Origin of the sequence: Coleofasciculus sp. G3-WIS-01, assembly GCF_040223135.1 — a bacterium.
Taxonomy (GTDB): Bacteria; Cyanobacteriota; Cyanobacteriia; order Cyanobacteriales; family Coleofasciculaceae; genus Coleofasciculus.
The window spans coordinates 1-13,116 of the sequence record NZ_JAVJZI010000089.1 but is presented as its reverse complement, the minus strand read 5'-3'; the positions used below and the strand labels follow the sequence as shown (position 1 = coordinate 13,116).

Genomic DNA, 13,116 nt, shown 5'->3' with positions numbered 1-13,116 from the left:
TTCCCAAATGCGTTTAACCGCTATGGGATAGAGAGGTGCGTAGTTCACTATTATGAGAATTAATCTCTCAAAGTAAAAGCGAAGGGAATTTCTGCAATGAAATGAAGTCTGTCTATATTTGACTATACTTTTACCAACTATCAGTCCTACTAATTCAGATTGAAGCGAACCGAATCAACCATGTCAAAGATAAATCGCCGAACGTTTATTGCTCTAAGTGTAGCTGGAGCTGGAGTGGCTTTAGGAACAAGCTGTGCAATCGGACAAAATAGCAAACAAACCTCAAAATCACCAATTGCCGGATCTTCACTGCATCAAAGCCGGGATGGTTTACTAGAACTTGACCTAGAAGCCAGTTCTGGTGCTGTTGATTTGGGGGGTCAGCAGGCATATCTTTTGAGCTACAACGGACAGATTCCTGCTCCTCGTTTGGAAGCTAAACCTAGGGATACCGTTCGCATCCACTTCACCAACAATCTCTCCCAACCCACTAATTTGCACTATCACGGATTGCACATTCCGGTTACGGGAAATGCGGATAATGTCTTTCTCAGCATCGAGCCAGGAGAAAGAATTGACTACGAGTTTATGATTCCCCAAGACCATCCGGCTGGTACGTTTTGGTATCATCCCCATCGTCATGGTTTAGTCGCCGAGCAGCTATTTGGCGGTTTAGCGGGTTTATTTATTGTGCGCGGGGAGTTGGATGAAATTCCCGAAATTCAAGCCGCAAAGGAAGAATTCCTGGTTCTCCAAGATTTTGCCCTGAATGAGAACGGGCGAATGTTATCCTCTAACCATACATCAGCAATGACGGGACGGGAAGGACAACTGATCACGATTAATGGTCAGCTTAACCCAACATTATCCCTACCCGCTAATGGTTTACTCCGATGGCGCATCCTGAATGCTTCCCCGTCTCGTTTTTATCGGCTTTCTCTGGAAAATCATCCCTTTTATCTAATTGCTACAGATGGCGGAGCATTAGCCGAACCTGTGGAAATTTCAGAATTGCTGCTAACACCTGGACAACGAGTAGAAGTGCTGGTGCGGGGGGATAGAAATCCAGGACAATATTCCTTGCGAAATCTTCCCTATAATCGAGGCGGAATGGGAATGATGGGCAGAGGCATGATGGGTGGTCGAGGTATGATGGGTGGTCGAGGCATGATGGGGAGAGATGACAACACACCAACCGTGCTAGCCACTCTCAATTACGATAAAGCTGTAGAACCCGTTCCTCTACCCACCAAACTCTTATCCATACCGACGTTACCTGAACCCCAACAGGTGCGACGCTTTCAGCTCAATCACGGGATGGCGCCTGGGATGGGCATGGTGTTTCTAATTAACGGTCAACCTTACAAGAGCGATCGCATCGATACCCAAGTTCAGCTTAATACAGTTGAAGATTGGGAAATCGTGAATACGGGAATGATGGATCATCCCTTTCACATTCACGCCAATCCATTCCAAGTCATCAGCCGCAATGGGAAATCAGAACCTTACCCAGCTTGGACAGATACAGTTTTAGTTCCTAGAGGGGAAACTGTCCGCATTCGCATTCCTTTCCGAGATTTTGCAGGTAAAACTGTTTATCACTGTCACATCCTTGATCATGAAGATTTGGGGATGATGGGAAATCTGGACATTCAGGTGTAATTCCTTACCCAAAAACCACCACAGTTCTGCACCAATTAAGGCGATTCCCCCTAGAGTGACACCAACTTTTAGACCTAAAGGTTGTTCGATGCGACGGAATTGTTGCGTCGGGTTAGTGGGCATTTCCATTTCGGTAGCGGTTGCTCCTGACGCCATTGCCATGAATAATCCCAGATTGATTACATATTGCGCGTGAAGGGGTAATGTCTCAATCTCCAACTCATCAATCCAGCGCTGAGTGCCAATTTGCACCAATCGGCGATTAACAACCCCTTGAACCCCACAGCTTCAAAGTTTTCGGTTTCTGGGAGTGACGTTTCCCCCGTCTGGAGTTGAGCATACTGAACAACGGCTTCAGCTAAGGGGTGTTCGGAATTCCGTTCAACGGCTCCAGCTAATTGCAGTAGATTGATTTCATCGTCCCACCAAGGTTAGAGTGATAATCACCGCCCCTGCTTCATAGTAAACCTCCGCCGCTAATCCTTGGGCGGTGAAGTAGCCTGGAGCGAAGGTTGCCCAGTGTCCTAACCTGCCTTGGTACTGCTATACATCCCCGATGTCTTGAAGAAATCGGGGATCTGGTAAGGATGGATTACACTGAGGCTACGGCTTTATCTGTCTCGCGATCGCTACTTTCCTGATTTTGCCCCTGTAACCAACCATAGAGTCGGTTCAGGGCATTCACATAAGCTTGGGCTGATGCCACAATAATATCGGTATTGGCAGCATGACCGGAAAAAACTCGACTGTTATAACGCAGGCGAATGGTGACTTCTCCAAGGGCGTCAATCCCGGCTGTCACTGACTGCACCGAATACTCAATCAGTTCATTGGGGACATTCACCACGCGGTTAATCGCTTTATACACCGCATCCACTGGACCGGTACCAATCGCCGCATCCATCAGTTCCTCACCTTCAGGAGTGCGTAAGGTTACCGTAGCAGTCGGACGGGCATGATCCCCACAGGATACCTGGACTAATTCTAGATGGAATAGTTCGGGAACTTGGCGGATTTCGTCGTTAACCAGCGCCTCTAAATCCCAATCGGATACGTCTTTTTTCTTATCCGCCACTTCTTTAAAGCGGACAAAGGCTTTATTCAACTCTGTCTCAGACAGATCAAACCCTAATTCCTTGAGACGAGTGCGGAAGGCGTTGCGCCCGGAATGCTTACCCAAGACAATCTGATTATCGGTTAAACCGATTAATTTGGCATCCATGATTTCGTAAGTCAGCTTATTTTTCAGGACGCCATCTTGGTGAATACCCGATTCGTGAGCAAAAGCGTTTGCGCCAACAATTGCCTTATTCGGTTGCACTAACATTCCAGTCAAATTAGATACTAACCGCGAGGTTTTGTAAATCTGGCGCGTGTCAATATTTGTTAAGGACTCCTCTGACTCAGGAGGGCGTCCCAAATAGGGGTTGTAAAATTGCCGCCGGACGTGTAATGCCATGACGAGTTCTTCTAGTGCCGCATTTCCTGCCCGTTCGCCAATACCATTAATCGTGCATTCTAACTGTCGCGCCCCATTTTTCAAGGCTTCGAGGAAGTTGGCAACGGCTAATCCTAGGTCATTGTGACCGTGAACGGAGATAATGGCTTGGTCAATATTGGGGACGTTTTCTGTAATCCCGCGAATCAATGCGCCAAACTCACTCGGGGTGGTGTAGCCTACGGTATCGGGAATATTCACCGTTGTCGCCCCCGCCGCGATCGCACGTTCTAACACCTCGTACAAAAACTCTGGATCAGAACGCCCTGCATCTTCGGGGGAAAACTCCACATCCTCGACAAAGGATTTGGCATACGCCACCATTTCCTCTGCGATCGCGACAACCTCCGGTTTGGTCTTTTTCAGTTTATAGTTGAGATGAATATCGGATGTGGCAATAAATGTATGAATTCGGGCATTGGCAGCGGGTTTGAGGGCTTTCGCCGCCGCTTCGATATCCTGACGGGTGGCTCTGGCTAACCCACAAATTGTCGGTCCCGACTCGACACCTACAGTTTTGGCAATCTTTTGCACGGCGTCGAAGTCACCCGCACTGGCATAAGGGAACCCCGCTTCAATCACATCAACACCGAGTCGTGCTAGTTGCCGTGCGATCGTCAGTTTCTCCTCTACGTTTAAGGTGGCTCCGGGACACTGTTCGCCATCACGAAGCGTAGTATCAAAAATAATAATTCGATTGGGTTGCTTGTTCATTCGATTCTCTCCAGTTATAAAGTTGTCAATTTTTAATGGGTCAAAGGATAAGGGTTAGTTTTTATCTGTCTTTAATTAAGAATCTACTTTCTCGATCTGATCACGAATTTCATTTAAATCAATATACCGATCCGTAGCATTTCTTAATTCTCTGGCAATCATCCCTTCAGTCGATACGACTGTAATATGAGTATTCTTTGACCGCAGCAATTCGATCGCCCGTTCAAAATCACCATCTCCACTAAATAGAATAACTCGATCATACTGTTCTACCGTATTAAACATATCAACAACAATTTCTATATCAAGATTGGCTTTTTGGGAATAACGACCTGAACTATCATCATAATACTCTTTTAAAATTTTAGTTCTGACTGTGTAACCCAGACTAATCAGGGCATCTCTAAACCCTCGCTGATCTTGAGGATCTTTTAATCCGGTGTACCAAAATGCATTAACCAGAACAATATGAGGTTCTTTTTTAAAATGTTCTAAGACCCGCTTCGGATCAAAGAACCAGCCATTTTTTTGTTGAGCATAGAACATATTGTTCCCATCAACAAAAATAGAAATACGGTTCATAGAGCAAGGCATATAAACTCAGACCTAATAGTTTTGGGAAATTTAAGTGAACTTCTTATTTTAGCAATTTTAATCTAAATATTGGCTGATAGTTAGTCTATCGGCGTAATTCCTAAGCTTTTTAGCGCTATCTAAATTTTCTTACTCTCTCACCTCCAAGTTCAATCTCCTAGCAAAGAAACTCATGTCGCTAGATCTCTGTTTGCTTTCTTAAACCTTAGCGACTCTATAGGACGTAGACAGGGAGCTATCTTCAAGCTATCCTCAGGATTGAGGATAACACCAGCCCATTAGCGGTAGATGTACTTTATCGAATTTGGCGATTCATCCCCAACTATACCCGATCAGAGTTAGTTGGGGATGAATCGCCAGTAACAGCAAGCTTGTTTGAATTCAACTTAAAAGTGTGATACCATTACATGATTTTCCATAAACATACTGATATAAGCACAATTCTACCGTGGGGTACAAGGAAAGTCACGCCTAGACGAGAGATGGAACTCTATCTTGGTGGTTGTTAAAGACTTAGCCTGCTACATCTGGAAGTGAGGATCAGACCAAGTTGCCTTCTAACATGTCATTGGAAAGCGTTGACCCAACCTACCCCTGTTTCCTGTTCAAAGAAGCTTCACCCAGAGGTTTCTGTTAAGTAGGAACACCAGTCGCTCCAACTTCCAGCATAAAGCTTACCCCTTCCCATTCCGGCTAATTCCAAGGATAAGAGATTTACGCAGGCGGTGACTCCAGACCCACAATAGACAATGATCTCCGGTTTATCCTGGACATCATTCCATCGTTGTTTTTGCTGATCGGGGGAGTGTAGATAGCCTTGAGCATTAGTTACCTCTTGCCAAGGGTAATTAATTGCACCAGGGATATGACCTGCAATTGGGTCAATGGGTTCATGCTCTCCTAAATAGCGATCGCGTGCCCGTGAATCGACTAAAGCGACGTCTGGTAAATCTTTCCGGGCTTTGACCGCATTGATATCAACCACCCACTCGGATCGCACTTGCGGCACAAACTGCCCAGATTGAGGGGTTGGTAGAGCATCAGTTACCGGATAACCTTGGGATTGCCATGCTCCCCAGCCACCATCCAATACCGCGACGCGATCGTGTCCCAGGTAACGCAGTAACCACCATAGACGCGCCGCAAAAGCACAACGGGAATCATCATAAGCCACGACTAAGGTTTCACCGAATCTGACTCCTATCGCGGCGAGTTTTTGGGCAATCTGGTTGGACTCAGGTAAGGGATGACGCCCTCCATGAGGTTCTACGGGAGCAGAAAGATCTTGGTTCAAATCCAAGTAATGCGCTCCCGGAATGTGACTCGTCTGATACTGTTGATATCCCTGTTGCGGATCGGCAAGGGCAAAACGACAATCGACGATCACCACTTGCGGATCATTAAGGTGTTCTTTTAGGAATTGGCTGGAAATAATCAAAGGATGATCAGTCATATCAGTTAAAATGGATTAATCGTTATCGAAAAATATACGCCATTTTCTTGCCAGGTATTATCCTCGGAATCAACAGAAATTAAGGGAATCCCCCAGTCTAAGCGAGCGGTGATGCGATCGCCTTGTTGCCATTGTAGTCCCAACCCCAGAGCCGCCAAACTGCTCGGGTCAGGGGCGTCTATCTCGCCGTTATTCCAGGTTGTGCCAACATCCACAAAGGGAGTCACCTGTAAAACACCATCCCACTCAGGAATGCGTAAGATGGGTAGCCGCACCTCGGCTGAAGCAAAGGCGCCATTATCAGTGAGTCGAATATCTTGGCGATAGCCGCGTACACTCCCTTGACCCCCTAAACCATACTGCTCCACAGGTAACAAGTCTTGAGCGGCTAGTTGAATGTCACCGCGAAGCACCAGTAATGTATCTGGGGCTAAGAGTCTTACCCATTGGGTTTGACCCCGCCAGGAAAAGAAGTGACTATCAGGCGCATCATCGTTGACTGTGGCATCAAAGACACCCAGACCTAAATTAAACTGAGAGCGTAGGGCAAAGACTTCCCTCGCCCCTCGTTTAGTCCACTCTTGAAAGAATCCCAGGGCTGAAACTCGGATGCGCCCATCCTCATCAGCACCCAATGAAGGAAAACCAACTTCTTCTCCTACTAAGTCTTCTAAGAAAACGGTTTTTGTATTGCGTCGAGACGCGGTTAAACCCACTGCGAATTCCTGGGTTGGCGTTTCCAGGAGGGGTTGACGAAATGTGAGGTCAAAACTGGTTGAGTCGGATTGGATATCGAGAAAGTTAAATGGATCTTCAATAATCTCGCTGGAGGTGTTGCTAAAGCTAAAGCTAACCGTGCCATTACGCGGATTCACGGGTAGGGTGTAGTTAAATTCAATCTCATCGCTACCATCGGTATTGGTATAGCTGAGGGTTACGCCATCGCCGAATCCGAGTAAGTTGGCTTGAGTTATGGACGCCCCGCGCCGGAAGCTACCCACACTGGGGGAACGCCCATTGTTGGCAACGAGTTGGTAACTCCAGGTGTTGGCTTCGATAACATCGACGATGAGTAAACTGGTACCGGGTCCAGAACCGGTCGAGAGTTCAGCCGAGATATTTTCGATCAGGGGATCAAGCTGCAAAAGACGTAGGGATTCGAGTAAATGCGGTACATTGAGGGGTTTGGGATTAGCGACGGCAATACGCGATCGCACATAATGGGGACGCAGGCGGCGAAGTCCATTCACCTGAATCTCTTCGATTCCACCTTCGACAATTTCAATAGTGACGGTATCCTGGTTTAGGGATTGAGGTGGAATGAAGGCACCGGATGTAGCATAGCCGTTGTTTACGTATAACTGGGTGATGGCAGTTCTGGCATTTAAGAGTTCAGCAAAGGTAATCGGGCGATTAGTAAACTCCGCTGTCACTTCGGCTAACTGTTCATCACTAAATGCTGTATTGCCGATAAATTCAAAATTTTTCACCGTAATTTGCTCTTGAGTGACACCCTCTGGCGTCTCAGGCGTTGTCGGTGTTAATTGAGGGGATTCTAGAAGCTGTTCCGGGGGGGGTAATGTAGGAGACGGTGTGGCTTCTGGCAGCCTAGAGGGAGGCGGTGGCTCAATGTCTTGAGGCGGAGGCAGTTCAGGAATTGAGGGACTCTGCCGAGGAGTCGTGGGATCAGGAATTTGAGTGACGTAGAGGGGCAAGTGTTGAGCGTTGAGTGTAGAGATGTGCCATGGCGCGTCTTTCGGGGCGGGTTTGATGAGTCTCGTTTCTTCTTTTACCCGGATGTGACTAAACCCGCCCCGACTGAGTTTTGAATGGGTGATCTCATTTCCGTCTAAAGGGTTATCATTGTCTTCTACCTTCCCTTGTGCCCTGTGCCCTGTGCCCTGTGCCTTCGTGGAGCCTTCTGCCTGTTCTTCCTCAATTGTTCTCGATAAATCGTTTAGGTGTTCAGGCTGAGGTAAGACTGGAGACAAGGACGTATTGATTGAGGCTTTAGCGTTTGTGGAGATAGGCAGAGTTTGAGCCTTTACCGAGGGAGTTAGCCATAACACTGCTGACAATGTTGCTATAGAGGTGAATAGAATTTGCCCGTTGGACTCTACACCAATCATATTGTTCATTTATCAAAAATAAAGAGGCTGATTATCGAGGAAGTTGGTGAAGCAATCATTGAAAGATAATCAGGGTCTCCCGGATACTTGGTGGAAAAGGTATCATTCTTATACAAAATAAATGATAAAGAAAAGCTGAAAATCTTGATATGGCTTGATTATAAGCTTGCGTTATCACCACAAGTACGGAAGAGCCGTTCAGTTAAACCCCTGATCTGATGAAGCTTTTGATTAGACCTGTTCAAATGTCGGCAAACATTTGAAGTTTCCTTTGATTTTCTTTTCTGATTTCTGAATAATTCCAGGGAGATATTTGACTAAGCTTTTTGAATCAAATACAAATAATAGTTTCATTATAATAACGTATTTTGGTTAGAGGGTCAAAACGTTTTAAACTGAACAAACTGGTACAATCATACCCTCACGAGCTAATACATCATTGGGAAAGACAGATTTTAGTTGGGATTCCATCCAGTCAAGAAAGTCATCATCATGGTCAGGATGGTAGTGAGACATAACAACCCGCTTAACTCCTGCTGCCTTAGCTGTCGCCATACCGGTTTGCCAGAGTTTGTCTTGCCAGTCTAGGGGCGAAGGCTTGAGAAAATCATCTGCACGAATATTACACGGGGCATCCAAAATGAGCAAGTCAGCATGGCGGGCTAAGTGTAACAAATTGTGATCCAATCGATCCGGCGATTGGGAATGAGCGATCGCGTAGACGACAGAATGACCTTTCCAGGTGACACGGTAGCCCATTGAACTGGATGCTGGGTTAAGTAAAACCGCTTCAACGACTAGATCATCCACGGTGATTTTATGACTCGAACCCAATTCGTAAAATTTTAGCTCCGATTGCATGACCTGAAGTGGAACGGGAAAATTAGGCGCTAACATTTGCCCACCTAGGCGCTTTTCGATTGAGTCTCCATTAGTCGCCCTTGCGCCATAGATGTGGAAACAATTGCCAGGAATAAAGGCAGGTGTAAAAAAGGGAAATCCCTGAATACTGTCCCAGTGGCAATGAGTGAAGAAGATGTAGGCTTCTAGGGGCATTTGGCGGAGTAAATGGTTGCCGAGAAGCCGCAAACCACTTCCCCCATCAAAAATCAGGCGTTTAGAGCCGACACGCATTTCTATACAGGAGGTATTGCCACCATAGCGTACCGTTTCTTTCCCTGGAGCCGAAACTTTACCTCGAACGCCCCAAAATTGGACAACAAAATTGACGGTAGGGCCAGTTACCATGTTGGCTATAGCATTAAATGTGCGGGGGCTGGGTGACGCTGGATCAGAATCTGCCATCGTTCGATTAAATGAGCTGCCCTTAGCCGAGCTTCACACCCAGCAATTTCCACTATATGATACTCAGATAGGGACACTTTCGGTGAGGTAGTCGCTAAGGCTTTTGCGTCCACGGAGGCAATAACGGTATTTTTAGAGAAAATAACCTAGGGAAAACTTGTAAAAAAGCTATGAATTTCCGGCTTTCCCCTAGGTCGAATTTTCTAGCACCCTTATTTTGATCAGGAAGTTTCTCTCAAGTCTGTTAATTTTAGCGTTCTTGGTAGAGTTGGCTTGTGAGTTCTGTCACAAAGAGCAGGGGTGAGCTTAGGGACTTGCGGCGATGGCATAGGAGGGATAGAACTTGGTTCATAATTCCTCCTTGATTTTTTAGGGTTTTGAACCATGAACCCTTAATGGTGAATCCCACCGCTTTTCAGGGTGGGAGTACCTCAATTATCGGCTTGACTATCTGCCAGACTTGTTACCGGCGGCGATACACTTCTCCACCAGTGGCATAACGTCCTTGATATCCTTCCAGCCTAGAATTTCCGTGACTTTTTTTTCGAGATTTTTGTAAGTCTTGAAAAATTCAGCAATTTCATCCAACCGATGCTCAGCAACATCTTTAAGCGATTTTACTTGAGCATAGCGGGGATCTTTGTCAGGAACACAGAGGATTTTTTCGTCGCGATCGCCAGAGTCAATCATCTCCAGCATACCAATGGGTCGGGCGGTAATGACACAACCGGGAAAGGTTGGCTGATCCATGATCACCATTCCATCGAGTGGATCGCCGTCATCGGCTAAGGTGTTCGGGATAAAGCCGTAATCATAAGGGTATTGCACCGAGGAATATAAAACCCGGTCAAGGGCAAAGGCTTGTAGATCTTTGTCGTACTCGTACTTGTTTTTACTCCCGGCGGGAATTTCAATTAAAACGTTGATCAGTCCCGGTTTGGGTTGACTTGGAATCCGTGATAAATCCATGACAAAATTGTGTAAGCGACACAGCAGATGGGGAAACTTAGCTATCCAAGGCTAAGTTACAAGGTTCAATCGTCCCGTATCGACGGTTGAAAAACCCCCGTGTAGCATTCTAAGCGAAGAGGGTCAATCTCCGCCTTAGCTTAAAGATTTTTATCTCCCAGACAAGTAGGAAAAGGCAACAGTAACAGTATTGCAACAGACAGAGTTATATTAAGTCCGGTAGCATCAGATTTATAGTATCCGAACCAATAAGAGTCATGTCTGAACAGTTTAGCCAACAAGTGAGCGATCGCATCTGTAAGCACATGAATGAGGATCATGCTGAGGCGATCGCGCTTTACGCCCGCACATTCGGGAACTCTCCTGATACCGAGTCGGCTCAAATGCAGTCCATTGATGCGACAGGAATGAATTTAATCGCCCAACGTCAGGGTGAGTCGGTTCCCTTACGCATTGAGTTTGATCACACTCTCAAAGACTCCGAAGACGCCCACCACACGTTAATTGACATGGTGAAGCAAGCCAGAGGTGCGGCTAAATCAACCTAGCGACGTGATAAATTAACGGAGCGGCTACCAACGCGGGTAAAAAGGAACCAACACGGATGTGGGTCAACTGTAACAGGTTGATTCCCGTCCCCAAAATCATTAATCCCCCCACCCCTGTAATCAACAGAATGCGGGGATCAGTGGCGGGATCAGAAATCGCTTGCGCCAAGACTCCCGCCACCAGAGAGATTCCGCCCTGATAGACGAGAATCACAACAATAGAAAAACCCACCCCAATTCCAAAACTACTCGAAAGTGCGATCGCGGCGATTCCATCCATCACGGCTTTTAGCGTAAGCAACGTATCGTCACCCGTTAAGCCATTATTCAGACTCCCCAGCAACGTCATTGGACCCACACAAAACAATAAGCTAGCCGCCACAAACCCTTCCGTGAAAGCACCACTTCCCCGAAACCGAGTTTTTAGCCAATTTCCCACCGAGTGCAGTCTAGCTTCAATTTGCCACCATTCTCCCAGTAATCCCCCCAACACAATGCTAATCAGCGCCAATACCACACCATCAATGCGCCCTGCTTGCACCTGAGTCATACTCGCCGCCATGGTAACACCCAGAAATAGGGTGAGAAGTCCTACCCCTTGGGTGATAATTTGTTGCATGGGTTTAGGTAAACGGTGTTTAAGTAACAACCCTACAGTTGTGCCAATAGCTACCGTTATCACATTAATCCAAGTGCCGCTTGTTTTGGCAAAGAAATCAGTCAGCAAAACATTAACTGTCAACGTTAATAGTGGCGTAGCATACTTAATTTAATACATTAACCATTAGCAAGTAGGTTGGGTTGAGGGACGAAACCCAACACCAACGGGTTAGCTGAAACATTTTGTGTTTTCACACTCCATGCTCCCCCATAATAACTTGAACGCTAACAACAAACGCACAAGTTCATCAATCTCAGGGCTAAGGTCCCTTACTACGAACCTAATCTAATATAGTATTTAATCCATCTTGGCTAAAGGAGTGTTCTATGGCTTCTCCCTTTCCCGGCATGAATCCTTATTTAGAAAATCCGGCATTTTGGTCAGAAGTACATAATCGCTTAATTGTAAACCTTGCCGACTCCTTAGCCCCGCAAATTCCGCCGCAATATCGGGTAGCAATTGAGCAGCGCACGTATTTGAGTGATGAGTCAGATTCGGTTTTGTTAGGAATTCCTGATGTCTATGTATTTTCTCGACAGAAGGATGCTAAATCAACGGCATCAACAGTAACCTTTGCCTCGACATCTGAAGCTGTAACGGTGACAATGCCTGTACCCGAACATATCAAGGAGAGTTATTTGGAAATTAGAGAAGTCGCTACCAGTTATGTCGTGACAGTAATTGAAATTCTATCACCTAAGAATAAACGAGCGGGTGAAGGGAGAAAAGCTTACGAACGGAAGCGAAAACAAGTATTAGCGACGACTACCAACTTTGTCGAAATTGATTTACTTCGAGGAGGAAAGCCGATGGTATTTTTAGGCGAAGTACCTCTTTCAGATTATCGAATTGTGGTGAGTCGAGGCGATTGCCGTCCTTTAGCCCAATTGTATGCTTTTAGCGTGCGAGACGTGATTCCCTCGTTTCAATTACCCTTGCAGTCAGAGGATGTAGAACCTCTGGTAGATTTACAAAGTTTATTAAATGGTATGTACGAACGTGCCAGATACAATTTAGAGATTGATTATAATCAAGAACCCGTTCCACCGTTGCCGGAAAAAGATGCGGTTTGGGCGGATACACTCTTGCGAGAAACAGGACAGCGAACTAATTAAAAATAGGACTTACACTTGCTTTTACATTAAATCACAATTTGTAGAAAACTCTTCATTAACATCCATGTATACTTAAGTTCAATGGCACTGAAATAAGCATTTTTGGCTCGCCAAAACTCTTGATATAGCGTAGGGTGGGCATTGCCCACCAACCTTAAGTCAGTGCCATTCTACTTAAGTTACAGCCCTCTTTCCCACCTTTTTTTATCCCCCTTCCGTCCCCCTATAGATCCCCCTTCCGTCCCCCTTATAGATCCCCCTTCCTTCCCCCTTATAGCTCCCCCTTACGTACCCCTTATCTATGCAATCTCCGTCCCCCTTAACTAGGGGTTGACCAGGGGATGCTTCGCGTTTTTTTCACGGGGGAGACCAGGGGATGCTTCGCTTTTTTTGGACGGGGGTTACCAGAGGATGGGTGAGCTTTTTTTGCAATGGGGAGACCTGAGTATGCGAGATCTTTTTTTGCAT

At 46.2% G+C, this 13,116-nt stretch carries 10 protein-coding genes; 3 read left to right on the top strand and 7 right to left on the bottom strand.

Translation table 11 applies throughout. From position 1 onward, the window contains the following. The first annotated feature begins 180 nt into the window (after window positions 1–180). Entirely contained in the window at window positions 181–1,662 is a 1,482-nt protein-coding gene (locus tag RIM23_RS09350; RefSeq protein ID WP_446366426.1) for a multicopper oxidase family protein, read from the top strand. 592 nt (window positions 1,663–2,254) lie between these two features. Here RIM23_RS09350 and RIM23_RS09345 read toward each other — a convergent pair. The 6 genes from RIM23_RS09345 to RIM23_RS09320 form a co-directional block, all read right to left on the bottom strand. Further along, window positions 2,255–3,874, bottom strand: coding sequence for a 2-isopropylmalate synthase (locus RIM23_RS09345; RefSeq protein ID WP_446366425.1), 1,620 nt, complete (start codon window positions 3,872–3,874; stop codon window positions 2,255–2,257). Window positions 3,875–3,949: 75 nt separating this feature from the next. Further along, window positions 3,950–4,468: a LabA-like NYN domain-containing protein gene (locus RIM23_RS09340; RefSeq protein ID WP_446337864.1), complete on the bottom strand. Its 519-nt coding sequence runs from the start codon at window positions 4,466–4,468 to the stop codon at window positions 3,950–3,952. A 616-nt stretch (window positions 4,469–5,084) separates the two neighbouring features. Continuing rightward, on the bottom strand, window positions 5,085–5,921 hold the full coding sequence (locus tag RIM23_RS09335) for a sulfurtransferase (RefSeq protein ID WP_446366424.1): 837 nt from the start codon (window positions 5,919–5,921) through the stop codon (window positions 5,085–5,087). A 5-nt stretch (window positions 5,922–5,926) separates the two neighbouring features. After that, a complete protein-coding gene (locus RIM23_RS09330; protein ID WP_446366422.1) occupies window positions 5,927–8,059 on the bottom strand; it encodes a ShlB/FhaC/HecB family hemolysin secretion/activation protein in 2,133 nt (710 codons plus the stop codon). 381 nt (window positions 8,060–8,440) lie between these two features. Further along, complete coding sequence (locus RIM23_RS09325; protein ID WP_446366421.1) at window positions 8,441–9,355, bottom strand: MBL fold metallo-hydrolase; 915 nt, start codon at window positions 9,353–9,355, stop codon at window positions 8,441–8,443. Between the two features lie 447 nt (window positions 9,356–9,802). Continuing rightward, complete coding sequence (locus RIM23_RS09320; protein WP_446359975.1) at window positions 9,803–10,324, bottom strand: inorganic diphosphatase; 522 nt, start codon at window positions 10,322–10,324, stop codon at window positions 9,803–9,805. Between the two features lie 257 nt (window positions 10,325–10,581). On the opposite strand from RIM23_RS09320, the gene RIM23_RS09315 reads away from it, so the two are divergent. After that, window positions 10,582–10,872 carry a DUF2470 domain-containing protein gene (locus tag RIM23_RS09315; RefSeq protein ID WP_446366420.1) on the top strand — a complete coding sequence of 97 codons (291 nt, stop codon included), beginning with the start codon at window positions 10,582–10,584 and terminating at the stop codon, window positions 10,870–10,872. Here RIM23_RS09315 and RIM23_RS09310 read toward each other — a convergent pair. Further along, on the bottom strand, window positions 10,859–11,599 hold the full coding sequence (locus tag RIM23_RS09310; RefSeq protein ID WP_446366427.1) for a DUF554 domain-containing protein: 741 nt from the start codon (window positions 11,597–11,599) through the stop codon (window positions 10,859–10,861). The genes RIM23_RS09315 and RIM23_RS09310 overlap by 14 nt on opposite strands. 260 nt (window positions 11,600–11,859) lie before the next feature. On the opposite strand from RIM23_RS09310, the gene RIM23_RS09305 reads away from it, so the two are divergent. Further along, window positions 11,860–12,648 carry a DUF4058 family protein gene (locus tag RIM23_RS09305; protein WP_446366419.1) on the top strand — a complete coding sequence of 263 codons (789 nt, stop codon included), beginning with the start codon at window positions 11,860–11,862 and terminating at the stop codon, window positions 12,646–12,648. Window positions 12,649–13,116 lie beyond the last annotated feature (468 nt).

Coding starts and splice junctions, on each gene's coding strand:
- RIM23_RS09350 (WP_446366426.1), top strand. CDS start 181: ATGTCAAAGATAAATCGCCGAACGTTTATTGCTCTAAGTGTAGCTGGA.
- RIM23_RS09345 (WP_446366425.1), bottom strand. CDS start 3,874: ATGAACAAGCAACCCAATCGAATTATTATTTTTGATACTACGCTTCGT.
- RIM23_RS09340 (WP_446337864.1), bottom strand. CDS start 4,468: ATGCCTTGCTCTATGAACCGTATTTCTATTTTTGTTGATGGGAACAAT.
- RIM23_RS09335 (WP_446366424.1), bottom strand. CDS start 5,921: ATGACTGATCATCCTTTGATTATTTCCAGCCAATTCCTAAAAGAACAC.
- RIM23_RS09330 (WP_446366422.1), bottom strand. CDS start 8,059: ATGAACAATATGATTGGTGTAGAGTCCAACGGGCAAATTCTATTCACC.
- RIM23_RS09325 (WP_446366421.1), bottom strand. CDS start 9,355: ATGGCAGATTCTGATCCAGCGTCACCCAGCCCCCGCACATTTAATGCT.
- RIM23_RS09320 (WP_446359975.1), bottom strand. CDS start 10,324: ATGGATTTATCACGGATTCCAAGTCAACCCAAACCGGGACTGATCAAC.
- RIM23_RS09315 (WP_446366420.1), top strand. CDS start 10,582: ATGTCTGAACAGTTTAGCCAACAAGTGAGCGATCGCATCTGTAAGCAC.
- RIM23_RS09305 (WP_446366419.1), top strand. CDS start 11,860: ATGGCTTCTCCCTTTCCCGGCATGAATCCTTATTTAGAAAATCCGGCA.